The 23,719-nt window shown below is 68.7% G+C and carries 25 protein-coding genes; 11 read left to right on the top strand and 14 right to left on the bottom strand.

The features are described from left to right. Nucleotides 1-121: 121 nt before the first annotated feature. From OG555_RS23065 to OG555_RS23055, 3 genes are all read right to left on the bottom strand, one after another. Nucleotides 122-1,291 (bottom strand): epoxide hydrolase family protein, encoded by a 1,170-nt coding sequence (locus OG555_RS23065; RefSeq protein WP_329474595.1) that lies wholly within the window; start codon nucleotides 1,289-1,291, stop codon nucleotides 122-124. Nucleotides 1,292-1,332: 41 nt separating this feature from the next. After that, a complete protein-coding gene (locus OG555_RS23060) occupies nucleotides 1,333-1,623 on the bottom strand; it encodes a hypothetical protein (RefSeq protein WP_329474594.1) in 291 nt (96 codons plus the stop codon). Nucleotides 1,624-1,815: 192 nt separating this feature from the next. After that, entirely contained in the window at nucleotides 1,816-2,103 is a 288-nt protein-coding gene (locus OG555_RS23055; protein WP_329474593.1) for a DUF1905 domain-containing protein, read from the bottom strand. Nucleotides 2,104-2,180: 77 nt separating this feature from the next. Between OG555_RS23055 and OG555_RS23050 the strand changes: the two genes are divergently transcribed. Next, a complete protein-coding gene (locus tag OG555_RS23050; protein WP_329474592.1) occupies nucleotides 2,181-2,696 on the top strand; it encodes a GNAT family N-acetyltransferase in 516 nt (171 codons plus the stop codon). Here OG555_RS23050 and OG555_RS23045 read toward each other — a convergent pair. The 8 genes from OG555_RS23045 to OG555_RS23010 form a co-directional block, all read right to left on the bottom strand. Beyond that, nucleotides 2,650-3,624, bottom strand: coding sequence for a cation diffusion facilitator family transporter (locus OG555_RS23045; protein ID WP_329474591.1), 975 nt, complete (start codon nucleotides 3,622-3,624; stop codon nucleotides 2,650-2,652). The genes OG555_RS23050 and OG555_RS23045 overlap by 47 nt on opposite strands. Further along, on the bottom strand, nucleotides 3,624-4,025 hold the full coding sequence (locus OG555_RS23040) for an ArsR/SmtB family transcription factor (protein ID WP_329474590.1): 402 nt from the start codon (nucleotides 4,023-4,025) through the stop codon (nucleotides 3,624-3,626). The genes OG555_RS23045 and OG555_RS23040 overlap by 1 nt, the downstream gene beginning before the upstream one ends. An 84-nt stretch (nucleotides 4,026-4,109) precedes the next feature. After that, nucleotides 4,110-4,748 carry a response regulator transcription factor gene (locus OG555_RS23035; RefSeq protein ID WP_329474589.1) on the bottom strand — a complete coding sequence of 213 codons (639 nt, stop codon included), beginning with the start codon at nucleotides 4,746-4,748 and terminating at the stop codon, nucleotides 4,110-4,112. Then, nucleotides 4,745-5,896, bottom strand: coding sequence for a sensor histidine kinase (locus tag OG555_RS23030; RefSeq protein WP_329474588.1), 1,152 nt, complete (start codon nucleotides 5,894-5,896; stop codon nucleotides 4,745-4,747). The genes OG555_RS23035 and OG555_RS23030 overlap by 4 nt, the downstream gene beginning before the upstream one ends. A 7-nt stretch (nucleotides 5,897-5,903) precedes the next feature. Beyond that, on the bottom strand, nucleotides 5,904-6,392 hold the full coding sequence (locus OG555_RS23025) for a hypothetical protein (protein WP_329474587.1): 489 nt from the start codon (nucleotides 6,390-6,392) through the stop codon (nucleotides 5,904-5,906). Nucleotides 6,393-6,521: 129 nt separating this feature from the next. Further along, complete coding sequence (locus tag OG555_RS23020; protein WP_329474586.1) at nucleotides 6,522-8,120, bottom strand: ABC-F family ATP-binding cassette domain-containing protein; 1,599 nt, start codon at nucleotides 8,118-8,120, stop codon at nucleotides 6,522-6,524. 111 nt (nucleotides 8,121-8,231) lie between these two features. Further along, nucleotides 8,232-9,641: a HAMP domain-containing sensor histidine kinase gene (locus OG555_RS23015; RefSeq protein ID WP_329474585.1), complete on the bottom strand. Its 1,410-nt coding sequence runs from the start codon at nucleotides 9,639-9,641 to the stop codon at nucleotides 8,232-8,234. Nucleotides 9,642-9,643: 2 nt separating this feature from the next. Beyond that, nucleotides 9,644-10,327: a response regulator transcription factor gene (locus OG555_RS23010; protein WP_329474584.1), complete on the bottom strand. Its 684-nt coding sequence runs from the start codon at nucleotides 10,325-10,327 to the stop codon at nucleotides 9,644-9,646. A 166-nt stretch (nucleotides 10,328-10,493) separates the two neighbouring features. Here OG555_RS23010 and OG555_RS23005 point away from each other — a divergent pair, with 166 nt between their 5' ends. From OG555_RS23005 to OG555_RS22975, 7 genes are all read left to right on the top strand, one after another. Beyond that, nucleotides 10,494-12,284: an ABC transporter substrate-binding protein gene (locus tag OG555_RS23005; protein ID WP_329474583.1), complete on the top strand. Its 1,791-nt coding sequence runs from the start codon at nucleotides 10,494-10,496 to the stop codon at nucleotides 12,282-12,284. Nucleotides 12,285-12,289: 5 nt separating this feature from the next. Then, nucleotides 12,290-13,270, top strand: coding sequence for an ABC transporter ATP-binding protein (locus OG555_RS23000; RefSeq protein WP_329474582.1), 981 nt, complete (start codon nucleotides 12,290-12,292; stop codon nucleotides 13,268-13,270). Then, complete coding sequence (locus OG555_RS22995; RefSeq protein ID WP_329474581.1) at nucleotides 13,267-14,280, top strand: ABC transporter ATP-binding protein; 1,014 nt, start codon at nucleotides 13,267-13,269, stop codon at nucleotides 14,278-14,280. Before OG555_RS23000 ends, OG555_RS22995 begins: the two co-directional genes overlap by 4 nt. Before the next feature lie 132 nt (nucleotides 14,281-14,412). Further along, nucleotides 14,413-15,339 carry an ABC transporter permease gene (locus OG555_RS22990; protein WP_329474580.1) on the top strand — a complete coding sequence of 309 codons (927 nt, stop codon included), beginning with the start codon at nucleotides 14,413-14,415 and terminating at the stop codon, nucleotides 15,337-15,339. 55 nt (nucleotides 15,340-15,394) lie between these two features. Next, nucleotides 15,395-16,354 (top strand): ABC transporter permease, encoded by a 960-nt coding sequence (locus OG555_RS22985; protein WP_329474579.1) that lies wholly within the window; start codon nucleotides 15,395-15,397, stop codon nucleotides 16,352-16,354. A 166-nt stretch (nucleotides 16,355-16,520) separates the two neighbouring features. After that, a complete protein-coding gene (locus OG555_RS22980) occupies nucleotides 16,521-16,733 on the top strand; it encodes a hypothetical protein (RefSeq protein WP_329474578.1) in 213 nt (70 codons plus the stop codon). Between the two features lie 39 nt (nucleotides 16,734-16,772). Continuing rightward, nucleotides 16,773-17,765: a 2-dehydropantoate 2-reductase gene (locus tag OG555_RS22975; protein ID WP_329474577.1), complete on the top strand. Its 993-nt coding sequence runs from the start codon at nucleotides 16,773-16,775 to the stop codon at nucleotides 17,763-17,765. On the opposite strand, the gene OG555_RS22970 is transcribed toward OG555_RS22975, so the two are convergent. Next, entirely contained in the window at nucleotides 17,730-18,644 is a 915-nt protein-coding gene (locus OG555_RS22970) for a GNAT family N-acetyltransferase (RefSeq protein WP_329474576.1), read from the bottom strand. The genes OG555_RS22975 and OG555_RS22970 overlap by 36 nt on opposite strands. Before the next feature lie 85 nt (nucleotides 18,645-18,729). On the opposite strand from OG555_RS22970, the gene OG555_RS22965 reads away from it, so the two are divergent. Then, nucleotides 18,730-19,611 carry an NAD(P)/FAD-dependent oxidoreductase gene (locus OG555_RS22965; protein WP_329474575.1) on the top strand — a complete coding sequence of 294 codons (882 nt, stop codon included), beginning with the start codon at nucleotides 18,730-18,732 and terminating at the stop codon, nucleotides 19,609-19,611. Here the strand turns inward: OG555_RS22965 and idi are convergent. Next, nucleotides 19,606-20,169 carry an isopentenyl-diphosphate Delta-isomerase gene (gene idi, locus OG555_RS22960; protein ID WP_329474574.1) on the bottom strand — a complete coding sequence of 188 codons (564 nt, stop codon included), beginning with the start codon at nucleotides 20,167-20,169 and terminating at the stop codon, nucleotides 19,606-19,608. The genes OG555_RS22965 and idi overlap by 6 nt on opposite strands. A gap of 540 nt (nucleotides 20,170-20,709) precedes the next feature. Here idi and tyrS point away from each other — a divergent pair. Next, complete coding sequence (tyrS, locus tag OG555_RS22955; RefSeq protein WP_329474573.1) at nucleotides 20,710-21,903, top strand: tyrosine--tRNA ligase; 1,194 nt, start codon at nucleotides 20,710-20,712, stop codon at nucleotides 21,901-21,903. A 26-nt stretch (nucleotides 21,904-21,929) separates the two neighbouring features. Here tyrS and OG555_RS22950 read toward each other — a convergent pair whose 3' ends face one another. Continuing rightward, the gene (locus OG555_RS22950) at nucleotides 21,930-22,790 is read right to left on the bottom strand and encodes a class I SAM-dependent methyltransferase (RefSeq protein WP_329474572.1); all 861 of its coding nucleotides are present in this window, start codon (nucleotides 22,788-22,790) and stop codon (nucleotides 21,930-21,932) included. Between the two features lie 103 nt (nucleotides 22,791-22,893). Between OG555_RS22950 and OG555_RS22945 the strand changes: the two genes are divergently transcribed. Then, complete coding sequence (locus tag OG555_RS22945; protein ID WP_329474571.1) at nucleotides 22,894-23,718, top strand: NAD(P)H-binding protein; 825 nt, start codon at nucleotides 22,894-22,896, stop codon at nucleotides 23,716-23,718. Nucleotide 23,719 lies beyond the last annotated feature (1 nt).

Genomic DNA, 23,719 nt, shown 5'->3' with positions numbered 1-23,719 from the left:
GCTTCGCTCCTTCACACGGCCACGATAGTTCCGCGCATAGGCCTCGCCCCAGCGGGTACAGGAGTCCCTTCCGGACAGGTGCGTCGGCCAGGACCAGGCGCAGGCCGGCGCACCACCTGGCTCAGGACTCCGTGGTCCGCAGGGCCGCGAAGAACGCACGGATATCGGTGACGAGCACGTCCGGTTGTTCGAGTGCGGCGAAGTGGCCGCCGTCCGGGTGGCTGGTCCAGCGGACGATGTTGTCGGTCCGATCGACCTTGTGCCGGAGCGGGATGAAGTTGTCGTGGGCCAGGTCGAGCAGGGCGGTCGGCGTCGTCGACGGCTCGGCCGGCTGTCCCCAGTACGACGCGTGCGCGCGCTCGTAGTAGATCGCGCCGGACGATCCCCCGGTGCGCGTGAGCCAGAAGAGCATCACGTTGGTGAGGAGATGGTCGCGGTCGATCGCGGACGCGGGATCGGACCAGGTCGCGAACTTCTCGGCGATCCAGGCCAGCTGCCCGACCGGTGAGTCGGTGAGGGCGTACGCCAGGGTCTGCGGCCGGGTCGACTGCAGATCGGCGTACCCCTGCTTGTCCTTCAACCACTCCTGGAATCGCCGCCAGGAGGCCCAGGTGCGGTCCCGCTCGGCCTGGTCGAGCGGCTCGAGCTCCGCGGGCGTCGGCTCGGACGTGGCGCCGGAGTTGGGGATGAGATTGAGGTGTACGCCGATCACGTGCTCGGCGTCGATCCGCCCGAGTTCACGGGAGATGCCGCCACCCCAGTCGCCGCCCTGAGCGCCGTACCGGTCGTATCCGAGTCGCGCCATCAGGACGGACCACGCGTTGGCCACCCGCAGGAACTCCCAGCCGCGCTCCAGGGTCGGTCCGGACAGGCCGAAGCCGGGGATGCTCGGGAGGACCAGGTGGAACGCGTTGGCCGGGTCGGCGCCGTACGCGCGGGGATCGGTCAGCGGGCCGACGATCTCGCTGAACTCGACGAACGAGCCCGGCCAGCCGTGGGTGACGATCAGCGGGGTCGCGTCCGGTTCGGGTGAGCGGATGTCGGCGAAGTGCACGTTCGCGCCGTCGATGGTGGTGGTGAACTGCGGCCACTCGTTCAGCCGCGCCTCGGCCGCCCGCCAGTCGTACCCGGTACGCCAGTACTCGACCAGGTCCTGGAGGTACGCCAGCGGCACGCCCCGGGACCAGCCGGCCCCGGGGAGTTCGGCCGGCCAGCGGACGCGGTCGAGCCGCTCGTGCAGGTCCTTCAGGTCCGTCTCCGGCACATCCAGCCGGAACTGTTCGATCGTCACTGCGGCAGCGTCTCGCAGCGGCGGCCGTCCCGCACCTGAATTCAGGCGGTGACCTTGTCCCGAACCACCTTGACGGCGACGGCGGCGATCAGGCAGAGCACACCGGCGCTGATCACGATCGTGACCAGGGTGCCGGCGCTGTTCAGCGCGTTGTCGCACGCCATCGGCGTGATCCCCGCGGCCGGCTGGAACGCCGAACCACAGTCGGTGCCACCGGCCGAGACCGACCGGAAGCCGAGCAGTACCCCGCCGAGCAGCAGAGCCACGCCGGCGATGCCGAGAATCTTGTTCAGCGTCGTCACGGCGAGACCGGCTCCGCTGAGGGTGGGCATGCCGACGGCATACCCCGTGAGCCCCGTTGCACTTCGTTCACTCCTGACGTCGACGGACCACCCGCAACCGAACTTACGGTCCGGCGCCGGATGATCCCCAACCGTGCGGGCCGTCAGGACTGATTCTTCACACAGTCCTTACTCAGGACATGACCCGCTGTGACCGCGGTCTCAAACGTTAACCGGGTGGGCTCAGCCGAGGCGTTCTTCCAGGTGGACGGTGATCTCGTCGCCGGGCTCCTTGCCGATCAGGTCGCGGAGGTCGCCCTTCACCGGGAGTTTGTGGGTGCCGTCGCCGAGGGCCATGAACGAGCTCTCGAACGGGTGGCCGTCCATGGTGCCGCGGACCTTCACCAGGCCGCGCGTGCCGAAGTACTCGGCGGAGTCCGGCATCTTCACGTAGGTCCAGCCGCCCTTGGCGTCGCTCTTCAGCAGTGGTGCGGTGAACGTCTTGTCCAGCTTTCCGGTCTTGCTGCTCACGGTGAGCTCCTCTCTACACCCCTAGGTAGAGACTGGCGGACGGGTTTCGACACTCCCGGCCAAACTATTCTGGGGACGTGCAGATCAACATCCGCCGCGCGGGGCGGGACGACGTACCGGCGGTGCTGGCACTGCTCGACGGGGCGACCGAGTGGCTGGTCGCGCGCGGGCAGACCGATCAGTGGGGCACCGAGCCGCACTCGACCAACCCGCGACGGGTCGAGCAGATCACCTCGTTCGCTGACGACGGGCTGTGGGTGGCCGAAGCCGGCGGCCGGGTCGTGGGTGCGCTCGCGGTCGGGGACGCGATGCCATACGTGCCGGCGGCCACCGAACCGGAGCTGTACGTACGGTTGCTGGTCACCGAGCGCGGATCCGCGGGCCACAACCTCGGCGGCGAGCTGCTCGATCACGCCCGCGAGCTGGCTCGTGCGGCGGGAGTCGGGGTGCTTCGGGTGGACTGCTTCGCGGGCGGCGACGGTGCGCTGGTCCGCTACTACGAGAAACAAGGATTCACCCGGGACGTGGAGTTCGCCGTACCTCGGGTCAATGGTTCGGACTGGCCGGGTCAGGTGCTCGTGCAGCGGCTGTGATCGAGCGATGCACGGTGCCGTGGGCGTCGCTGCAGTGGGCCGCGGGGTCGTCGCCGGTGGCGTGGTCGACCTGGAGGGTGGAGTGCGTCAGCTGATGCCGGTCCGCGAGTAGCGCCTCGATCTTGATCCGGATCTGATGGCAGTCGAGTCCCTCGGCGACCAGGATGTGCGCGGACGCGGCCGACTCGCCGGAGGTGATCTCCCAGACGTGCAGGTCGTGCACCTCGACCACACCCTCGACCGCGCACAGCTCGGCGCCGAGCGCCTGCGGGTCGATCCCGGTCGGCGCCGCCTCGAGGAAGATCCGGCCGGAGTCGCGGACCAGCGAGATACCGGCCTTGAGCATCAGCGCCGCGACCACCAGCGCGGCGATCGCATCGGCCCGGGCGAAGCCGGTGAGGAGTATGACGAGACCGGCGATCGCGGTCGCGATGAACGCGAAGAGGTCGTTCAGGATGTGCTGGAACGCGCCCTCGACATTGAGACTCGAGCGATTCGCCTTGCTGATCAGCCAGGTGGCGAGCAGGTTCACCACGATGCCGACCAGACCGGTGATCAGGACCAGCCCGCCCTTCACGTCGGGCGGGTGGATCATCCGGTTGATCGCCTCGAAGACGAAGTACGCCGCGAGCAGCAGGAGCGTGATGCCGTTGGCCTGCGCGGACAGGATCTCGACGCGCTTGAAGCCGTAGGTGTAGCCGCCGGCCGGCGGGCGGGCGGCGAGCCGGATCGCGATCAGGGCGAGCAGGATCGCGATCGCGTCGGTGAGCATGTGCGCGGCGTCGGTGATCAGGGCCAGCGATCCGGCCGCGATGCCGACGATGATCTCCGCCGCCATGAAGCCGACGATCAGGGCGAGCGCACCGCTCAGCAGCTTCCGATCCGCCTCGGAGCTCACACCGTGCCCGTGACCGTGTCCCTCGCCCATTACGACTCCGACCTCTCCGGGTGGATGGCGTCGGTGTGTTCGGTGTGGGCGACCGCGAGATCTACGAGCATGCGGACGTGGGCGTCGTCCAGGCGGTAGTACGCCATCCGGCCGTCCCGCCGTACGGCGACTACGCGGTGCGCGCGCAGCAGCCGGAGCGCGTGCGAGGTCGCAGACTCGCTCAGCCCGGTGACCGCGGCGAGATCGCAGACGCACAGCTCACCGTCGAGCAGCGCGACCAGCAGCTTGAGCCGCCGCGGGTCGCCGAGCAGGCCGAACACGTCGGCCGTGTCGACGATGTCGTCCGCGCCAGGCATCCTGGCGTTGACGCTCGCCACCCGCTCCGGATCCACCAGCCGGACCGAGCACGCGTCGACCTGCACATCTGCAGAACTCTTCATATGTCCACGGTAGTGCATCCCGCGGCCGAACGCGACGGTCGCGCGCGGAGAGCGACTGGATGCCCTCCAGATGTGTGCCGCCGCTCAGGTGAGGCCGAGGCGGTAGGCGTAGGCGACGGCTTGGGCTCGGTCGCGGAGGTTGGCTTTGGCGAAGAGGTGGTTGATGTGGGTCTTGACCGTGGCTTCGCTGACGACCAGGTGGCGGGCGATCTCGGTGTTGGACAGGCCGTCGGCGATAAGGCGCAGTACCTCGATCTCGCGTGGGGTGAGGCCGGTGTCCGCGGGGTCGGCGGGTTTGGGAGCGGCGGCGCCTTCGATCAGCCTGCGCTGGACGTCGGCGTCGACGATCGACTGACCGGCTGCCGCGGCCTGCAGCGCGCGGCCGATGGACTCGGCGTCGGCGTCCTTCGTCAGGAAGCCGCGCGCGCCGGCCCGCAGCGCGGACAGGACCGAGTCGTCGTCGCTGTAGGTCGTGAGTACGACGACCTCCGTGCCGGGGTGGTCCGTACGGACCCGGCGAGTCGCCTCCACGCCGTCGCACTTCGGCATCCGCAGATCCACCAGCAGCACATCCGGGTTGTGCTCGGCAACCAACCGCACGGCCTCGTCCCCGTCCGACGCGGCCGCAACCACATCGATCCCCGGCAACAACTTCAGCAACGTCACCAGCCCGTCCCGCACGACCGTCTGATCGTCCGCAACCACCACCCGCACCGCACTCATACCGGCACCCTCAGTTCCACGCGCCAGCCGTCGGAGGTCGGACCGGCGTCCAGTGAGCCGCCGATGAGGTCGGCTCGTTCTCGCATTCCGAGGAGACCATAGCCTCCGGGCGCGGGCCGGCTCGGGCGCCGTCCCGGGCGGTCCTCGATCGCCAGGCGGACGTCGGCGGCGTAGGACAGCTTCACGTCGACCGGGGCGCCGGGCGCGTGCTTGCGGGTGTTCGCCAGCGCCTCCTGCAGCGTGCGATACAGCGTGCTCATCACCTCCGCCGGGAGCATCCGCACCTCACCCTCCACCTCGAAGTCCGCCGTCGCCCCACTCTCCAGCCGGTACGCCGTGACCAGATCGCCCAGCGCCCGTACGTCGGGAACGGCATCCTCACGCAAGGCCGCAACCGCTCGCCGAGCCTCGGCCAGCCCTTCGGCCGCCAGTCCCTGCGCTCGCGTCACCTGCTCGATCGCCTCCGGCGACGCACCGTCCCGAACCAGCATCAGCCGCGCCCCTTGCAGACTCAACGACAGTCCGGCCAAGGAGTGCGCGAGTACGTCGTGGACGTCGCGAGCGATCCGGGCTCGCTCGGCCAGCGCGGCGGCGCGACTGTGTTCCTCGATGGCGGCCTGCTTCCGGGCGAGCGAGACCTCCATCCCTTCGATCTGCTCCTCACGTCGCTGCCGGTTGACCGATGCCAGGACCAGCGCGGTGACACCCAACGCCGTTCCGAGGGCCCCGGGCAGGGAGCGCGTGCTGATGTAGACCGGCACGCTCGCGCCGAGCACGCCCAGTGCCACCACGACAACCTCGGTCCGACCGGCCTGGTGATAGCGCACCGCGACCCTCGCGGCCCAGAACGGCAGCACGATCAGGGCGCTCTCCGGGAGCGCGTACCAGAGGAGCGATCCGGCAGTGACGAAGACCAGCAACGCGATCGACGTCCGCCGCGCCAGGGGTTCGCCGTACCGGGGCGAGAGCAGGAACACGTTGCTCAGGACAACCACCGCGCCGAGGGCCACGACGACCGGCACCGGGAGGCGATGCCGGTGGCTGGAAACTGTCAGCACCGAGAAGATCACCAGCAGGCCCGGCAGGGTGCCCAGCAGCAGACCCGGGACCGGCGATCCCTTCACCAGGTCCCAGGTCGTCCGGCTCATACCGTCATCATGCCCGGTCGACGGCGAACGGGATGTCCAGGCTCAGTGCCCGGCGGTAGATCATCGCGTTCTGGGCGGCGATGGTAAGCCCGATGGTCAGCGCCAGCGCCGCGTGGCCGAGTTTGCCGTCCGGCCAGATCGCGGCCGATCCGAACGCGGCACCGACGCGGAACGCGATGGTCAGCACCCATAGTCCGAGCGTAGCGGCGGTCCCCTTCTGGAACAGGCCGTCGTCGCGACGGTCCAGCCGGATGCTGGCGCCGCGGGCGAACCCGAGCCCGATCAGTACGACGCAGTCCAGCCCGAGGAACGCGATCTCCCCGGCGGAGGCACCGTGGATCGTCGACGAGAGCGAGAGCACGCCGAGGACCACCAGGATCGCCGGCATCAGCATCAACTGCCGCTGGGTGACCAGCGATCCGGTGATCTGCCGGCCGACGACGCGCAGCAGCACCCACAGTCCGACCAAGATCCCTACGACGAGTTGCGCGGACATCTCTGGTTGTCCTTTCCGAGGAGTTTCGTTGTCGGTGACAACACTCCCCGGAAACGGCGGCGGGAACGTCAGCCCGCAGTTCGCATCCGGGTGGAACCCGGACCTCAACCCGTGGGTTGAGGCCCGGGATCACGCCAGCGAGACCAGGTCCAGGTAGTCGCCGGACCAGAGGTCCTCGGTGGCGTCCGGGAGGATCAGCACGCGGTCGGGGCGGAGCGCCTCGATGGCACCCTCGTCGTGGGTCACCATGACGATCGCGCCCGGGTAGCTGCCGACCGCGCCGAGGACCTCACCGCGGGAGGCCGGGTCCAGGTTGTTGGTCGGCTCGTCCAGGAGCAGCACGTTGGCGCCGGAATGCACCAGTCCAGCCAGCGCCAGGCGGGTCTTCTCCCCACCCGACAGCACGTGGGCCGGCTTGTCCGCGTCGTCACCGCTGAACAGGAACGACCCGAGCACGTTCCGGACCTCGCCGTCGGTCAGACCGGGCGCGACGGACGCCAGGTTCTGCCGGACGGTGCCGGCCAGATCCAGCGTGTCGTGCTCCTGGGCGAAGTACCCGAGCCGCAGCCCGTGACCGGCGACGACCTCGCCGGCATCCGGTTCCTCACGACCGGCGAGCAGCCGGAGCAGGGTGGTCTTGCCCGCGCCGTTCAGCCCGAGGATGACGACCCGGCTGCCCCGGTCGACGGCCAGGTCGACCCCGTCCAGCACCTGGAGTCCGCCGTACGCCTTCTTGAGTCCGTAGGTGGACAGCGGGGTCTTCCCGGACGGCGCCGGCTCGGGCAGGCGGATCCGGGCCACCCGGGCGGCCCGGCGTACCGGCTCGAGGTCGGAGAGCATCTTGTCCGCTCGCCGCGCCATGTTCTTGGCGGCGACGGCCGTGTTGGCGCCGGCCTGCATCTTCGCCGCCTGGGCGTGCAGGACCGCCGCCTTCCGCTCGGCCGTATGACGCTCCCGGGTCCGGCGGCGCTCGTCGGTCTCCAGCTGTTCGAGGTACTTCGTCCAGCCGGTGTTGTGGATTTCGATCGTGGTGCGCTGCGGGTCCAGGTGGAAGACCCGGTTGACCGTTGCCTTGAGCAACTCACGGTCGTGGCTGATCACGATCAGGCCGCCGGGGTACCCGAGCAGGAAGGACCGCAGCCAGAGCACCGAGTCGGCGTCGAGGTGGTTGGTCGGCTCGTCGAGCAGCAGCGTGTCGTGCTGCGCGAACAGGATCCGGGCCAGCTCGACCCGGCGACGCTGGCCGCCGGACAGCTCGCCGACAGGCTGCTCGAGCGCTCGGTTGGGCAGGCCGACACCGGCCGCCAGCCGGGCCGCCTCCGCCTCGGCGGCGTACCCACCGCCGGCCTGGAACTGCGCTTCGGCCTTCGCGTACGCCGCCATCGCCTTGTCCTGCGCATTACCGGTGGCGGTGCTCATCGCAGCCTCCGCCTGACGGAGCTTGCGTACGGCGACATCGAGACCGCGCGCGGACAGGATGCGGGCCGTGACGGTGACGGCCGGGTCGGCGGCGCGAGGGTCCTGCGGCAGGTAGCCGACGGAACCCGAGACGGTGATGGCACCCGCGGCCGGGCGCTCTTCGCCGGCCAGGGTCTTCATCAGGGTGGTCTTGCCGGCGCCGTTACGGCCGACGAGCCCGACGCGGTCGCCCGGGCTGACGTGGAACGACAGGTCGGACAGCAGTAGGTGGGCGCCGACGCGAATATCTACACCGCGAACGGTGATCATGGTTACTCTCCGTGGTAGCTAAAGGACACACTTCTGGCGCGGAAGCGGGTCCACAGCTAGACACAGAGGCAAGTAGCCATGCCTCCACGGTAGCCGGAGGCTCAAGAACCGTCAGCTGATTTTCGCGGGGAGCTCGACGGTGAAGCGGGCGCCGCCGCCGGGGCGCTCAGTGACCTGGATGGTGCCGGCGTGCCATTGGACGTGGCGGGCGACGATGGCCAGGCCCAGGCCTACGCCGCGGCCGCGGCCGGAGGTTTCGCCGCGGCCGAAGCGTTCGAAGATCCGAGTGCGGTCCTCGACCGCGATCCCGGGGCCGGCATCGTCGACGGTGATGATGACGCCGAGACCACCGGCCTCCACGCCGACGCCCTTGCAACCACCCGCGTGGTCCTCGGCGTTCTCGACCAGGTTCGCGATCACGCGCTCGAGCCGGCGCTTGTCGGCCTGCAGCGTGAGCCCCTCGGCCTCGGGCTCGACCGTGGTCACCTCACGGCCGGCGGTGCCGTCGGCGGCGGCCCGGACCAGGTCCGCGATCCGGACGATCTCCCGGCTGCCCTGATCGCCGCCGTCGTCGCGGGAGATCTCCAGCAGGTCGATCACCAGCCGCCGGAAGCGATCCAGGTCGTACCCGAGCAACTCGACCGGTTCCCGCACCGCCTCGGGCAGTTCGGCGCGATGGTTCTGGATCAGCTGCATCGAGTTCAGCATCGTCATCAGCGGCGTACGCAACTCATGGCTGACGTCCCCGGCGAACCGCGCATCCACGGCCACCCGCCGTTCCAGGTCAGCCGCGGTCTGGTTGAACGAGCGCGCCAGCCCACCCAGGTCCCGGTCGTTCTCGGCCTGCAGCCGCGCGTCCAGCTTCCCGCGCGCCACCGCGTCCGCCACCCGGGTCAGCTCGGCCAGCGGCCGCAGCGCCAGCGTGCTCGCAAGCCGGCCGACTGCCAGGCCGATCATCGCGGTCACGAGCGCCGCCGCCACCAGCGTGATCTTCAGGGTCCGCAGCGTGCTGTCCAGGTTGTCCAGTGGATGCCACTCGAAGAACGCCTCCCCCGGCCGCGTCATCGGTACGCCGACGGCGAGCACCTGTTGCCCGTTCACGCTGATCCGGCGGTGCTGGGTGCTGCCGGCCCGGACATTCGCGATCAGGTCGGACGGGAGATCTTCCGGCTTCCCGGTCAGGGAGTACCACTGATCGTTGTAGAACACCATTGAGGCCGCGGAGTCCGTGGACGGCAACGTGTTCAACAGATCCATCACACTGACGTTCGGGTTCGGCGTCGGGCTGCCGCACTCGGCGCGTTCGCGGGCCGGGTGGCAGGGCTGGGGTGCGCCGAACAGCCCGTAGTGCAAGGCGGCCGCGTTGTCGGCGGTCTCCACGATCGCGGACGACTCACGCTGCTGGGTCAGGTAGTCCGAGACGACGCTCCAGGTGACGAGCGCCAGCGCCGAGGAGAGTCCGAGCGCAAGCAGGCCGTACGCCAGCATGACGCGGCCGCGCAGGGAAAACCGTCCCAGCAAGGTCAGCTCACCAATCGGTAGCCCAGACCGCGGGCGGTGACGAGGTGCTTCGGGCTGGCCGGGTCATGCTCGATCTTCAGCCGGAGGCGGCGGACGTGGACGTCGACGATCCGGCTGTCGCCGAAGTAGCCGTAGCCCCACACCTTCGACAGCAACTGCTCCCGGCTGAGCACCTTGCCCTCGGCGCCGGCCAGCTCGGCGAGCAGCTTGAACTCCGTCCGGGTCAGCGGCAGGACGGCGCCGTCGCGGGTCACCTCGGCGCCCGGGACGTCGATCCGCAGGTCACCGACCATCAGCAGGTCCGACTGCCGCGCGTTGGTCGGCTCGACCCGCCGCAGCAGCGCCCGGATCCGGGCCGACAGCTCCTTGGCCACCAGCGGCTTGGTCACGTAGTCGTCCGCGCCCGCCTCCAGCCCGGCGACCACGTCGTGGCTGTCGGTCCGCGCGGTCACCATGATGACCGGCACGTCGCTGGTACGGCGGATCTCGCGGCAGACCGTGAATCCGTCCCGGTCCGGCAGCATCAGGTCCAGCAGCACCACGTCCGGTGTTTCCCGGCGCAGGGCGGCCAGAGCGTCGTACCCGTTGGCCGCCTCGGCGACCTGGTACCCCTCGTCCTCCAGGGCGAGCCGCAGCACCCGCCGGATGCGCGGCTCGTCGTCGACCAACAGCAGGCTGTGTGCCACGCACCCAGTGTCGCTCACCGCCGGCTCGGGCAGCGATTACGGCTGTCATGAATCCGACATGTTCGTGCGGCCGGCGGTTGACAACCTCTTGACGCTTCTGTGACCGCGGTCAGCGGCGGGCCGCCGGGTCCTAACTTCGGCGCTATCGAGTCCCGGAGGAGGACCAATGGCCAGAAGACGGCTGGCGGCAGTATCCCTTGCCGCCGTGGCGAGCCTCGCGCTCGCCGCTTGCAGCAATGGCGGCGGATCGGTGTCCGGATCCGGAGGCACCGCGGCCACGCCGGTATCCGGCGGCACCCTGAACATGCTCGGGGCCGGCGATGTCGACTACATGGATCCGAACATCAGCTACTACTCGGTCGGCTACCTGAACCTGCGGATGTGGAGCAGGCAGCTGTTCACCTACCCGGCGGATCCCGGCAGCGACAACACCAAGCCGGTGGCGGATCTGGCCACCGACATCCCGACCGCCGCCAACGGCGGAGTCAGCGCCGACGGCAAGACCTACACGATCAAGATCCGGCCCGGCGCCCAATGGAACACCACGCCCGCCCGCCAGGTGACCGCCGAGGACATGGTCCGCGGCCTGAAGCGGACCGCGAACCCGGTCCAGCCGTTCGGCGGCATCCCCGACTTCGCCAACCTCATCGTCGGGTACAAGACGTTCGCGGACGGTTTCGCCAAGGTGGCGAAGACCCCGGCCGCGATCCAGGCGTACATCGACAAGACGCCGCTGCCCGGGGTGGTGGCCAAGGACCCGACCACGGTCGAGTTCCACCTGACCCAGCCGGCCACGTACTTCGTCGACATGCTGACGCTGCCGGCCTTCTCGCCGGCCCCGGTCGAGGCGCTCAAGTACCTGCCGGCCAGCACCGAACTGGGCAACAACTACCCGTCCGACGGCCCGTACAAGGTCGACAAGTGGGTGCCGACCAAGTCGATCGCGTACTCGCGCAACCCGGCCTGGAACGCGTCCACCGACCCGGTCCGGAAGGCGTACGTCGACAAGATCCTGGTGAACGAGACGATCAGCCAGGACTCGGTCCAGCAGCAACTGCAGACTGGTACGCCGACCGCCGACCTCGAGTTCGACGTCCAGCCGCCACCGTCACAGCTGCCGGCCCTGATCGCCAAGAAGGACCCGAACCTGAACCTCGGCATGACCGCGTCCAGCAACCCGTACGTCGTCTACAACACCGCGTCGCCGAACAACAACAAGGCGCTGACGAACGTCAAGGTGCGGCAGGCGCTCAGCTACGCGATCAACCGCGACCACATCCTGCAGGTCCTCGGCGGACCGACGATCAACCCGCCGTTGACCCACGTGCTGCCGAGCAACATCGTCGGCTCGAAGCAGATCGACCCGTATCCGTACAACCCGGACAAGGCCAAGCAGATGCTGACCGAGGCCGGCTTCCCGCACCTGACGCTCAAGTTCCTGTACCGGAACGCGTCCGAGGGCAGCAGCAAGGCCTTCCAGACGGTCCAGCAGGATCTGTCCAAGGCCGGCGTCACGGTGGTCGGCGTACCGTCGCCGAACGCGGACTTCTACGTGAAGTACCTGCAGGTGCCGACCGTCGCACAGCGCGGCGTCTGGGACCTGTCGCTGGCCGGCTGGGGTGCTGACTGGTACGGCAACGCGGCCCTGTCGTTCTTCAACCCGCTGTTCTCCGGCGAGCCGTCGTTCCCGCCGATCGGCAGCAACTTCGGGCTGTACAACAGCCCTGCGACGAACTCGCTGATCGACCAGGCCGCGAAGGCGAAGACCGAGGACGAGGCGGCGAACCTGTGGGCCAAGGCCGACGCGCAGGTGATGGCCGACGCGGCGTTCTTCCCGCTCACCAACCCGAAGAACGCCAACTACCACGCGGCGCAGGCGCACAACGCGATCTACGTGCCGTCGTTGCAGATGTTCGATCCGACGAACGTCTGGCTCGACAAGGACAAGCAGGGCTGAACCTCATGGCCCTGCTTGAGGTAAGGGACCTCCGGGTCTCCTTCGACACCCCGGACGGCACCGTCCGTGCCGTCCGGGGCCTGTCGTTCGACGTGGAGGCCGGTCAGACCCTGGCGATCGTCGGCGAGTCCGGCTCCGGCAAGAGCGTCTCCACCCAGACCATCGTCGGGCTGACCCGCGGCGCGACCGTGTCCGGTACGGCGTTCTTCGACGGAACGGACCTGATCACCGCCGACCAGTCGACCCTGCGGCGGTTGCGTGGGGCCCAGATCGGGATGATCTTCCAGGATCCGCTGTCCAGCCTGCACCCGCAGTACCGGATCGGGTGGCAGATCGTCGAGATGATCCGCGCTCACGACAAGGTGATCAGCAAGCAGGCGGCCCGGAAGCGGGCCGCCGAGCTGCTCACCCTGGTCGGCATCCCGCGGGCGGCGGAGCGGATCGACGACTACCCGCACCAGTTCTCCGGCGGGATGCGGCAGCGGGTGATGATCGCGATGGCGATGGCCCTCGACCCGGCGCTGCTGATCGCGGACGAGCCGACCACGGCCCTGGACGTGACCGTGCAGGCGCAGGTGCTGAACGTGATGCGCCGGCTGCAGGAGCAGTTCGGTACGGCGATCGTCCTGATCACCCACGACCTGGGGGTGGTGGCCGAGATGGCCGACGAGGTGGTGGTGATGTACGCGGGCGCGGTGATGGAACGGGCGCCGCGCCGCGACATCTTCTATCGCAATCATCACCCTTATACGCAAGGGCTGCTGGCCTCGCTGCCGGCGCGCAGCGGCGACCGACTGACGCCGATCCCGGGGACGCCGCCGAGCCTGATCAGCCTGCCGGCCGGGTGCCCGTTCGCCACCCGCTGCCCGCACGTGTTCGACAAGTGCCGCACCGAGGCGCCGCCGTTGCTCGACGTCGCCCGCGATCCCCGGCACCAGTCGGCCTGCTGGCTTCCGCACGAGCAGAACGAGGCGATGGCTTCATGAACGATGTACTTCTGAAAGTGGAGAACGTCCGCAAGGAGTTCCCCACGCACTCCCGGGAGGTGGTCCGGGCGGTCGACGGGGTCTCCCTGGACGTGAAGAAGGGCGAGACGCTCGGCCTGGTCGGCGAGACCGGCTGCGGCAAGTCGACCCTGGCCCGCTGCATGGCCCACCTGTACGACGTGACGTCGGGGTCGGTGTGGTTCGAGGGCAACGAGATCAGCGGGCTGTCGCGCCGGGCGATGCGTCCGCTCCGGCGCGAGGTCCAGGTGATCTTCCAGGACCCGTACGGCTCGCTGAACCCGCGCCGCCGGGTTGGCTCGATCATCGGCGACCCGTTCGCGATCCACAACATCGCGTCAGGGGCGGAGCGGAAGAAGAAGGTCCAGGAACTGATGGAGCTGGTCGGGCTGAACCCCGAGCACTACAACCGGTTCCCGGCCGAGTTCTCCGGTGGCCAACGGCAACGGATCGGGGTGGCCAGGGCACTGGCGTTGCGGCCGAAGCTGGTCATCTGTGACGAGCCGGTGTCGGCGCTGGACGTGTCGATCCAGGCCCAGATCATCAACCTGCTGGCCGATCTGCAGCACGAGTTCGATCTGACCTACGTGTTCATCTCGCACGACCTGTCCGTGGTCCGGCACGTGAGTGACCGGATCGCGGTGATGTACCTGGGCAAGATCGTCGAGCTCGCGCCGACCAGCGAGTTGTTCGGCCAGACCCGGCATCCCTACACCCGGGCGTTGCTGTCGGCGTTGCCGGTGGCGGACCCGGACACGGCCGACAGCCGTGAGCAGATCATCCTCGGTGGCGACATCCCGTCCGCGACGAACCCACCGGAGGGGTGCAGGTTCCACACGCGGTGCCCGAAGGCGCGGTCCGACTGTGCCAAGGGCGAGCCGCCGCTGATCGCCGTACTCGATGACGCCGCGGAGCACCAGACCGCGTGCTTCTACCCGTTGACGCTGGGCGAGGACCTGTCCACCGCCGTACCCGATCTGAAGGCATCATGACGATGCTTTTGGCCGGGCCTTCGGCGCCGGCAGGGTCCTGGGGCCTCGGCTCCCGGCCTTCCCTCGTCGCTCCAGTCGCTGCGCTCCAGTCGCTGCGCTCCCTGCGCTCCTCAGTCCAGGCCGGGAGGCCCCATGACCACCGCGATCAACCTGGTTGATGTCATCGACGAGCCGAAGGCCATCGAGGGCCGGAGTCCGTTCATCCTGGCCCTGCGGCGGTTGCGGCGGGACAAGGTGGCGATGATCTCTTTGGTCGTCATCGTGCTGATCGTGCTGATGGCGATCTTCGCGCCGGTCTTCGCGGCGATCACCGGGCATCCGCCGAACGAGCAGTACCGCGACATCGGGCTGACACCGGACGGCCTGCCGCGCGGCCCGAACGGCACCTTCTGGCTGGGCACCGACGACCTCGGCCGGGACATCCTGGTGCGGATCGCGTACGGCGCTCGCGTGTCGCTGCTCGTGGGTGTCATCGCGACCGCCATCACCGTGGCGATCGGAGTCGTGCTGGGGCTCGCTGCGGGGTTCCTCGGGGGGATCACCGACACGGTCCTGGCACGGCTGATCGACGTCGTCCTGTCCGTGCCGTTCCTGCTGGTGGCGATCGCGCTGGTGTCGGTCACCGGGCCGAGTCTGACCGTGACCGTGCTGGTGATCGGGTTCTTCAGCTGGGCGTCGGTGGCCCGCATCGTGCGCGGGCAGGTGCTGTCGCTGCGCGAGCGGGAGTTCGTCGAGGCGGCGCGCTCGCTGGGGGCGGGCGACGGCCGGATCATGTTCGTCGACGTGCTGCCGAACGTGCTGGCGCCGGTGATCGTCTACACCACGCTGCTGATCCCGGTGGTGATCGTGACCCAGGCGACGTTGTCGTTCCTCGGGCTCGGGCTTCCGCCGCCAACTGCCGACTGGGGCGGGATGATCAGCGCGTCGCAGAACTACTACACGACCGCGTGGTGGTTCATCCTCTTCCCCGGTCTGGCCCTGCTGATCACGACGCTCGCGTTCAACCTGTTCGGCGACGGCGTCCGGGACGCGTTCGACCCACGAGCGGATCGGAGCTAGTCATGGTCTGGTTCGGCTGGGGCAGCTACTGGCTCGAGAACGCTGGGAGATCGCGATGGCTCTTTTTCTGATCCGCCGGATCGGGCACGGCCTGCTCGTGCTGTGGCTGATCACCGTGGCGGTGTTCGGTCTGTTCTTCGTTGCTCCGAGCAATGTCGCACAGACCCTGGCGGGCCGGCAGGCGACGCCGGAGACGATTGCCCTGATCAAGCACCGGCTCGGGCTCGACCTGCCGGTCTGGAAGCAGTACCTGCACTTCATGGAGAACGCGGTCCGGGGCAACCTCGGGTACGACTACTACCACCAGGTGCCGGTGACGACGATCATCGGGCAGGCGCTGCCGATCACGGTGTCGCTGGCGCTCGGGGCCGCCGTACTGTGGCTGGCGCTGGGAATCTTCAACGGCGTGATCTCGGCGATTCACCCGCGGTCGCTGGCCGACCGTGGGCTGACGTTGTTCGCGTTGACCTTCTACTCGTTCCCGTCGTTCCTGCTCGGCCTGCTGCTGCTGTACTTCCTGTACTTCCGGCTCACGCTGGCCGGCTACCACTGGTTCCCGGCGGGCGGCTACTCGCCGCTGACCAGCGGGGTCGGTCCGTGGTTCCAGCATCTGTTCCTGCCCTGGATCGCGCTGGCTTTGTTGCTGGCGGCAACCTATACCCGGCTGACCCGCGGTTCGATGCTGGACGTGCTCGGTGAGGACTACATCAGGACGGCGCGGTCGAAGGGCATCCGGGAGAGCCGGGTGATCGTCCGGCACGGCCTGCGCAGCGCGCTGACGCCGGTGGTGACCCAGTTCGGTATCGACCTGGGCCAGCTGATCGGCGGCGTGGTGGTCATCGAGACCGTGTTCAGTCTGCCCGGCCTCGGCCAGACCGCCGTGGTCGCGATCAACCAGCAGGACCTGCCGGTGATCATCGGCATCGTGCTGTTCGCCTCGGCGGCGGTCGTGGTCGCGAACATCCTGGTCGACATCGCGTACGCCGTCCTGGATCCGCGGGTGCGGTTGCATTAGGACCCAACCGATCGGGACCTTCAGCGGTGGCAAAGAGTCCTTGGTCTCTGCCCGGCGATTCGTCGGGGACGGACGGTGGTGATGAGTGAAACCGGAGTTCCTGCACAGCCGAATGCGGGACTGGTCACCTGGAGCTGGGAAAGCGCTCCCGAACTGGAGGCTCATCATGGGTGCGGTTATCGCGATTCCGCTGATCACCATCGTCCTGATCGCAGTTGGCTACGTCCTCTGGACTCTGTACGTCGTCGTCCTCGATACGATCACCATCGTCAAGCCGAGACGAAACCACGGCTCGGGTGAGACCGCGGCGCACTACGACTCTATGGACCATCAACACGTCTCCACCACGCCCCCTCAGGGGTACGGTCAACCGCGCTGACCGATCCCTGCCCGCCGGTTCTTCGGTACGGTGTCCGAGGTGAAGATCGTCGTGTACGGCGCGGGTGGGATCGGGTGCTATGTCGGCGGGCGGCTCGCGGCGACCGGGGCTCCGGTGACGTTCGTCGGTCGGCAGCGGATGGCCGACGTACTGGCCGAGCACGGGCTGCGGCTGACCGATTACCTCGGTGCGGATCTGCGGGTCGACACCGTCAGGTACGAGACGTCACCGGCCGCGGCCGCGGAGGCGGATCTCGTGCTCGTGACGGTGAAGTCCGCCGCGACCGAGGGTGCGGCCGGCGAGTTGGCCGGCGTACTCAAGCCGGGTGCGATGGTGGTCAGCTTCCAGAACGGCGTGCGCAACGGGGAGGTGCTGCGGGAGCGTTTGACGGATCAGGTGGTGGTGACGGGGATGGTCCCGTTCAACGTGCTGAACCGTGGGGGCGGCCTGTTCCACCAGGGCACGGAGGGTGCTCTCGACATCCAGCGTCATCCGGGGCTGGCGCCGTACCTGGATGCGTTCGCGCGAGCCGGGCTGCCGCTCCAGCAGCACGACGACATCCTGCCGGTGCAGTGGGCGAAACTCCTGCTGAACCTGAACAACCCGATCAACGCGCTGTCGAACCTGCCGCTACGAGACGAGCTGTCCCAGCGCGCGTACCGCCGCTGCCTGGCCGCGGCCCAGGCCGAGTCGCTGGGATTGCTGGACGCCGAAGGCATCGAACCGGCCAAGCTCCTGCCGGTCCCGATGCACCGCTTTCCCGCGATCCTCCGGCTGCCCGACTTCCTGTTCCGCCGCGTCGCCGCGAAGATGCTCGCGATCGATCCGCTCGCCCGCACGTCGATGTGGGAAGACCTCGAGGCCGGCCGCCCGACCGAGATCGACTACCTGAACGGCGAAGTCGTCCGCCTCGCCGACTCCCTCGGCCGCCCGGCGCCCGTCAACAGCAAGCTCGTCGAGCTGATCCGCGCGGCCGAGACCGACCGGCGCGCGTGGTCAGGCCCCGACCTCCTCCGCGAGCTTCAGCGGTAGCGGCGCCCGCAGGTTGATGCTCACGGCGCCGTAGCTGAAGCCCAGGTGCTCGTTGAGCCGGCGCATGTTCTCGTTGCCTTGCTGGGTCCAGGTGTAGACCTCAGTGATCCCGTGCTGCGCCGCCCACGCCATGCTCGTCCGCTTGAGGGTTGAGGCAACCGCCTTCCCGCGCCACTCCCGCCGTACGGCGGTGTAGGCGACCTCGGCCCGCTCCGGCCGATCGGTGTCGAGCAGCAGACCGGCCACACCGATCACGTCATCGCCGGCGATCGCGAGGAACATCGCCGCCGGGTCGTTGATCCACTCGGTCGCCCACTCCTCCGCCGAGACCTCGACCGGCGTCGGCGTATCCATGTCCGGGAGCGTCGGCAGCGCCACGTGCTCGTACGCCGTGGCCCACAGCTCCGGCCGCTCGGCGACGGTCACGATCTCGTACGCCGTTGGCGGGTCCGGCCAGGGCTCGTCGCCGATCGGGCGGACCTGCTCGACCTGCCGACCGGTCTCCACGAATCCGAACCGCTGCCCGAACGCCAGCGATCCTTCGTCCTCCACGCCTGCGCCGACGACCGTGTACCCCTGGGCTGTGGCGTGGTCGGCCAGCGCGCTCAGCATCTGCGTGCCGACGCCCTGCCGCCGCGCTTCCGGACGCACTCGCGGCGCCACGAACCCACGACCGGCCTCGTTGGACCGATCCGACAATCCGTTGGCGACGACCGTGCCGTCGCGTTCAGCCAGGAGCAGCAGCCGGTGCGGGGTCTCCAACTCCCGCAACTCGGCAACACTCGGACACCGCTCGTGCGGCAGCACCGCGATCCGCACCTGACGCCACGCCTCGTAGTCCGCGTCGGTCTCGACCGCCCGGATCTCCATCCCACCCATCCCTCCAGAGTGCCCCAGCCGAGGCCTACCTGCACCAGGTTTTCTGTCTCAATATCTGAGCTGATTCTTCTCGTATAATGATCACATGAAGACCTACGACGTAGCAGTCATCGGTGGCAGCGTGGCCGGCCTCCAGGCCGCACTGACGCTGGGCCGGGCGCGGCGACGAGTCCTGCTCTTCGATGACGGCGACCCCCGCAACCGCACCGCCGACCACGTCCACAACTACCTCGGCGCCGAGAACCCGTCCCCTACCGACCTCCTCGCGACCGGCCACCACCAACTCGAGCAGTACGACGTCGAGGTCCGGGACACACGGGTCGACGAGGTGGCTGTGGACGGGGATGGATTTGCGGTCGGCTCGGACCGGGTGCGGGCGGTCGTGCTCGCGACTGGGTTGCGAGACGAGTTGCCGGATGTGCCTGGCGTCGCGAAGTCCTGGGGGCGGTTGGTGGTCGCGTGTCCGCACTGTCACGGGTGGGAGGTGCGCGACCAACCCCTTGTACAGCTCGGGATGCGGGGTCTGCCGGACCGATCCGTCGCCCGCGCGCTTCTGCTCAGCCGATGGAGCAGCGACGTGATCCTGTGCACCGACGGCGACGAGCTGACCGACGAGCAGTTGACCAAGCTCGGCAAGGCCGGTGTGCAAGTCCGCACCGAGCGAGTCGAGGCCGTGCACCCCGGCGACGACCAGGTCCGCGTACTGCTGACGACCGGCGAGGCACTACTCCCCCGCGCCCTGTTCGTCGTCGTCCGCCAGCACCAGCAGAGCGACCTCGCCGAGCGGCTCGGCTGCGAGATCGTGGACGGCGCGGTCTCGGTCGACGGCGGCGGCCGCACGACTGTCCCCGGTGTGTACGCGGTCGGCACGACAGCTGTGCCAGCCCTCTTCGCGATCGGAGCCGCCGGCCACGCAAGTACAACAGCCGTAGCGCTGCACGCCGACCTGCTGGAACAGGAGCTATAGACGGGCAGCGGGTGGGAGGAGCCTGGCGTCTGCGAGGGGCCAGGTGGTGGGGGTCGGGCCTAGGCGGTCCAGTTCGTTCAGTTGGAGGAGGCACCACGGGGAGAGGTCGGGAACGGCGCGCACGGTGGCCCAGTCGGCCCAGCGGTAGGACGCGACTTCCGCGGGATCTGGCGTGGGGTCGCCGGTCCACCAGACCCGGTAGACGGGGCACAGTTCGTTCTCGACCACGCCGGTCGGCATCTCGGCGCGGTAGCGGAACTCGGGCAGCACCAGCTCGATCGCGTCCGTGACGATCCCGAGCTCGTCCGCCAGCCGCCGTCGTACCGCGTCCGGGACCGGCTCGCCCGGAAGTGGGTGCCCACAGCAACTGTTGGTCCACACCCCCGGCCAGGTCGGCTTGTCCACCGCCCGTTGGGTCAGCAACACCCGCCCGTCCGCGTCGACCACGTAACTGGAGAACGCCAGATGCAACGGCGTCGCCGCGTGATGAACCGTCGCCTTCGCCTCGGTCCCGATCGCCCGGCCACCCTCGTCCACCAGCACAACCCGCTCCGTCACACCCAGGAGCCTAGTCCGAAGAGGCAATTCCGACCGACATGTGAAGGACGTCACCAATCAGAGAACCACCGCCTGAACCACTATGGGGTCAACTCGACAGGAGGTATCGGTCCGAAGGTGGCCATGGGGCGGCCGGTCAGGCGTGCAACCGATAGGCCAGGCCGTAATCGAGCCAATACCTCCTGTCGACCTGCACCACACCCACGCGAACCTACACCCGCGAGGCAACGGACTCGTCGCGATCGACAGGTTCCCCAACGGAATGGTTGCCGCAGGCGACGATCTCGGCCTGCTGCTCATCACGGCCTGTTCAGGCACCGGTCGGAATCAACTCGATTCCTGCTCCTGCTCACGGCTGCTAACCTGACACCGTGATCAAGCGACGCGTGACCTATCGACCGGCTCTGGGAGGGGCCGGCATGCGGTAGTCCCCACAACTCGCTCCACCCAGAGCCTCCGAGACAGGAACCAGTTCCTGTCTCTTTTTTGTTGCCGGAGGCGCTGTCGGTTCGAGGGTGCCTCGTCTCGAGAGGAACTCCCATGAGCACAGTGCTGGACCGGTTACGTCGTACCACCGACTCCATCGTCGGCGAGGCCGACCTGAGCGGACGGCTCGCGTCCGGGCGGTCGCTGCGGATCAAGTACGGCGTCGACTGCACCGCGCCCGACCTCCATCTCGGCCACGCGGTCAACCTGTGGATGATGCGGCAACTGCAGGACCTCGGCCATCAGGTCGTCTTCCTGCTCGGCGACCTGACCACGCGGGTCGGCGACCCGACCGGCCGCTCGGAGACCCGGCCGGTGCTGACGCCGGAGGAGATCGAGGCGAACGCGCTGTCGTTCCTCGAGCAGGTGTCACTCGTGCTGCGGACGGATCCCGCGGTGTTCGAGGTACGCCGGAACTCCGAGTGGTACGACGCGATGCCGGTGGCGGAGCTGTTGAGTCTGTTCGCCCAGGTCACGCACGCACAGCTGATGAGCCGGGACATGTTCCGGGACCGGGTCGCGGCCGGGCGGGAGATCGCCGTCCACGAGCTGATCTACCCGGTGTTGCAGGGATACGACAGCTTCGCGATGCGCAGCGATCTCACCATCGTGGGCTCGGATCAGTTGTTCAACGAACAGCTCGGGCGGCATTTCCAGCAGCGGCTCGGCGCCGCGCCGCAGGTGGTGATCACGACGACGATCACGCCCGGCATCGACGGTCGCGCCAAACAGTCGAAGTCGCTGAACAACTACATCGGCCTGACCGACAGCCCACGGGACAAGTTCGGCAAGCTGATGAGCATCCCGGACTCGCTGGTCGAGCCGTACGCCCGCGTCTACACCGAGCTGCCGCTGGAGACGGTCGCCGCGCTCGTGGCCGCCGCCCAGCACGGCGGTCCGCAGGCCCGCGACGCGAAGCTCCGGCTGGCCGCCGCGGTGGTGACGCGTTACCACGGCGCGGGCACGGCGAAGGCCGAGCTGGACGCGTTCCAGCGAACGTTCTCCGGCCGCACCCAACCCGAGGACATCCCGGAGATCGTCGTCACCGACACTGTCGCGACCACCTTGGACCTGCTGCTCGCAGCCCGGCCTACCGACAGCAAGTCCGAGCTCCGCCGCCTCATCCGCCAGGGCGCCGTCACCATCAACGGCATCCGCGCGGACGACCCGCTGGGAACCGTCGATCTGACTGCTGACGTAGTGCTCAAGTCAGGTGCCCGCACCTGGCACCGAATCAGACGACACTGAGCAGGTGGAGATGAAGACGATCGAGGCTATGCGGGCTTGCGGCTGGTGACCAACCAGGCAGCCGACGGGAAGCTGACACCTCCCGGCGTGAAGTGCTTGACGAGGGTCCTCCGCAGGTTGGTGATGGCCCGGGTGCGGGTGTCGGCGTCCGCATCGGCAAGCATCCAGCCGAGGACGCCGAGAACGAAGGCTTCAGCGGTACGGACGTCCGGACCCCAGTACATGGACTCCTTCACGGGCTCGCATTCCGGGTCGGCGAAGCCTGCTGCGATCAGGATGTCGGCCACTCGTGCCGGGTCGGCGAAAGCGAACGGGCTCGGTGCGCCAGAGGGCGGCGTCGGGGCGAACCGGCCGGCCGCGAGCGCGGTGGTGAGCTCGGTGAACCACGGGTTCTGACTGGGCGCCTGCCACACCAGGAGGGCGACCTGCCCGCCCGGCCGCACCGCCCGTGCCAGGTTGGTGAAGGCCGCGAGCGGATCCGCGAAGAACGTGCATCCGGTGCGGCTCAGCAGCACGTCGTACGCCGTCGGTTCGAAGGAGTGCACCTGGGCATCGGCCTGCAGGTACGTCGCGTTCCCGACACCTGTGTCCCGGGCCCGGCGGGCAGCGGCCATGAGCATCGGAGACGAGAGGTCTACGCCGAGCGCCGTACCCGATCCGGCCAGCCAGGCCGCGGCGCGGGTCGTACTGCCAGTGCCGCAGCCCACGTCGAGCACATGATCACCGTCACGGATCCCGGCCGCCCGCAGCAGCCAGTCGTCGTAGCGTTGCAGACTGTGCTCGAACAGATCCGCCTGGTCCGCCCAGAAGACGCCTTCCGCGGTGTCCCAAGCCCTCAACTGGTCCTCGTTCGCGGGGGCGACCCACGCAGTGCCGGTGCTGGTCATCCTTGATTCCCCTTCCGTTGCCTGCTCTACGGATCAGCGACGGATCCGGTTCAGCGCACCTGGAATATGGGACGCTGTCCGCGCTGATCCGAGGAGGGGCGAGATGACGATCCTGGTTACCGGAGCGACCGGCAACGCGGGCGGAGCGGTGGTGCAATCGCTGGCAGCCGAGCAGCTCGCGGGACGCGCACTGGTCCGCAAGGAGACGCCGCTACCGGACGGCATCGAGCCGGTGTACGGCGATCTCAACCAGCCGGACACGTTCGCCGACGCGCTCGACGGCGTCACGGGGATCTTCCTGCTCAGTGGTTACGACCGGGTCGAGGAACTGCTGGCCAACGCGGTGCGGGCCGGTGTCCGGAAGGTCGTGCTGTTGTCGAGCAGTTCGCTCGACGGCGCCGATCTGTCGAACGCGGTCGCCGCCTATCACCACGCGGCCGAGGAGGCGGTGAAGGCGTCGGGGCTGGAGTGGACATTCCTGCGACCCAACTCCTTCATGTCCAACACACTGCGGTGGCTCGACCAACTGCACGCGGGTGACGTCGTCCGGGTCCAGTTCCCCGAGGTGCCGGTCGCCACGATCCATCCGCGCGACATCGCCGACGTAGCTGTCCGCGCGTTGCAGGGTGCGGAGGACGGTTCGGTCCTGCGACTCACCGGGCCGGTCGGGCTCACGCCGATCGAGCAGGTGGAGATCCTCGGCCAAGGCATCGGCCGTCCGCTGACGGCGTACCCGATGAGCCGTTCGGAGACGCACGACGCGCTGTTCGCGTCGATGCCGGCGCCGTACGCGAGCGCGATCGAAGGCTTCTTCGGCGACGGCACCATCGACGAGACGTCGGTCAACGACACCGTCGCGAGGGTCTCCGGGCACGCGCCGCGGACACTGCAGCAGTGGGTCCGGGAGAACGCGGGCCTGTTCGCCTAGA

It is taken from the genome of Kribbella sp. NBC_01484 (genome assembly GCF_036227145.1).
In the GTDB taxonomy this organism is placed as follows: Bacteria; Actinomycetota; Actinomycetes; order Propionibacteriales; family Kribbellaceae; genus Kribbella.
Note: the sequence above shows the minus strand (reverse complement) of the source record. Positions and strands in the feature narration are given on the sequence as shown.

Excerpts from the sequence above, each read along its gene's own strand:
- OG555_RS23060 (WP_329474594.1), bottom strand. The coding sequence starts at position 1,623 with ATGCCCACCCTCAGCGGAGCCGGTCTCGCCGTGACGACGCTGAACAAG.
- OG555_RS23045 (WP_329474591.1), bottom strand. The coding sequence starts at position 3,624 with ATGGGCGAGGGACACGGTCACGGGCACGGTGTGAGCTCCGAGGCGGAT.
- OG555_RS23040 (WP_329474590.1), bottom strand. The coding sequence starts at position 4,025 with ATGAAGAGTTCTGCAGATGTGCAGGTCGACGCGTGCTCGGTCCGGCTG.
- OG555_RS23035 (WP_329474589.1), bottom strand. The coding sequence starts at position 4,748 with ATGAGTGCGGTGCGGGTGGTGGTTGCGGACGATCAGACGGTCGTGCGG.
- OG555_RS23030 (WP_329474588.1), bottom strand. The coding sequence starts at position 5,896 with ATGAGCCGGACGACCTGGGACCTGGTGAAGGGATCGCCGGTCCCGGGT.
- OG555_RS23025 (WP_329474587.1), bottom strand. The coding sequence starts at position 6,392 with ATGTCCGCGCAACTCGTCGTAGGGATCTTGGTCGGACTGTGGGTGCTG.
- OG555_RS23020 (WP_329474586.1), bottom strand. The coding sequence starts at position 8,120 with ATGATCACCGTTCGCGGTGTAGATATTCGCGTCGGCGCCCACCTACTG.
- OG555_RS23005 (WP_329474583.1), top strand. The coding sequence starts at position 10,494 with ATGGCCAGAAGACGGCTGGCGGCAGTATCCCTTGCCGCCGTGGCGAGC.
- OG555_RS23000 (WP_329474582.1), top strand. The coding sequence starts at position 12,290 with ATGGCCCTGCTTGAGGTAAGGGACCTCCGGGTCTCCTTCGACACCCCG.
- OG555_RS22995 (WP_329474581.1), top strand. The coding sequence starts at position 13,267 with ATGAACGATGTACTTCTGAAAGTGGAGAACGTCCGCAAGGAGTTCCCC.
- OG555_RS22990 (WP_329474580.1), top strand. The coding sequence starts at position 14,413 with ATGACCACCGCGATCAACCTGGTTGATGTCATCGACGAGCCGAAGGCC.
- OG555_RS22985 (WP_329474579.1), top strand. The coding sequence starts at position 15,395 with ATGGCTCTTTTTCTGATCCGCCGGATCGGGCACGGCCTGCTCGTGCTG.
- OG555_RS22980 (WP_329474578.1), top strand. The coding sequence starts at position 16,521 with ATGGGTGCGGTTATCGCGATTCCGCTGATCACCATCGTCCTGATCGCA.
- OG555_RS22970 (WP_329474576.1), bottom strand. The coding sequence starts at position 18,644 with ATGGGTGGGATGGAGATCCGGGCGGTCGAGACCGACGCGGACTACGAG.
- OG555_RS22965 (WP_329474575.1), top strand. The coding sequence starts at position 18,730 with ATGAAGACCTACGACGTAGCAGTCATCGGTGGCAGCGTGGCCGGCCTC.
- tyrS (WP_329474573.1), top strand. The coding sequence starts at position 20,710 with ATGAGCACAGTGCTGGACCGGTTACGTCGTACCACCGACTCCATCGTC.
- OG555_RS22950 (WP_329474572.1), bottom strand. The coding sequence starts at position 22,790 with ATGACCAGCACCGGCACTGCGTGGGTCGCCCCCGCGAACGAGGACCAG.
- OG555_RS22945 (WP_329474571.1), top strand. The coding sequence starts at position 22,894 with ATGACGATCCTGGTTACCGGAGCGACCGGCAACGCGGGCGGAGCGGTG.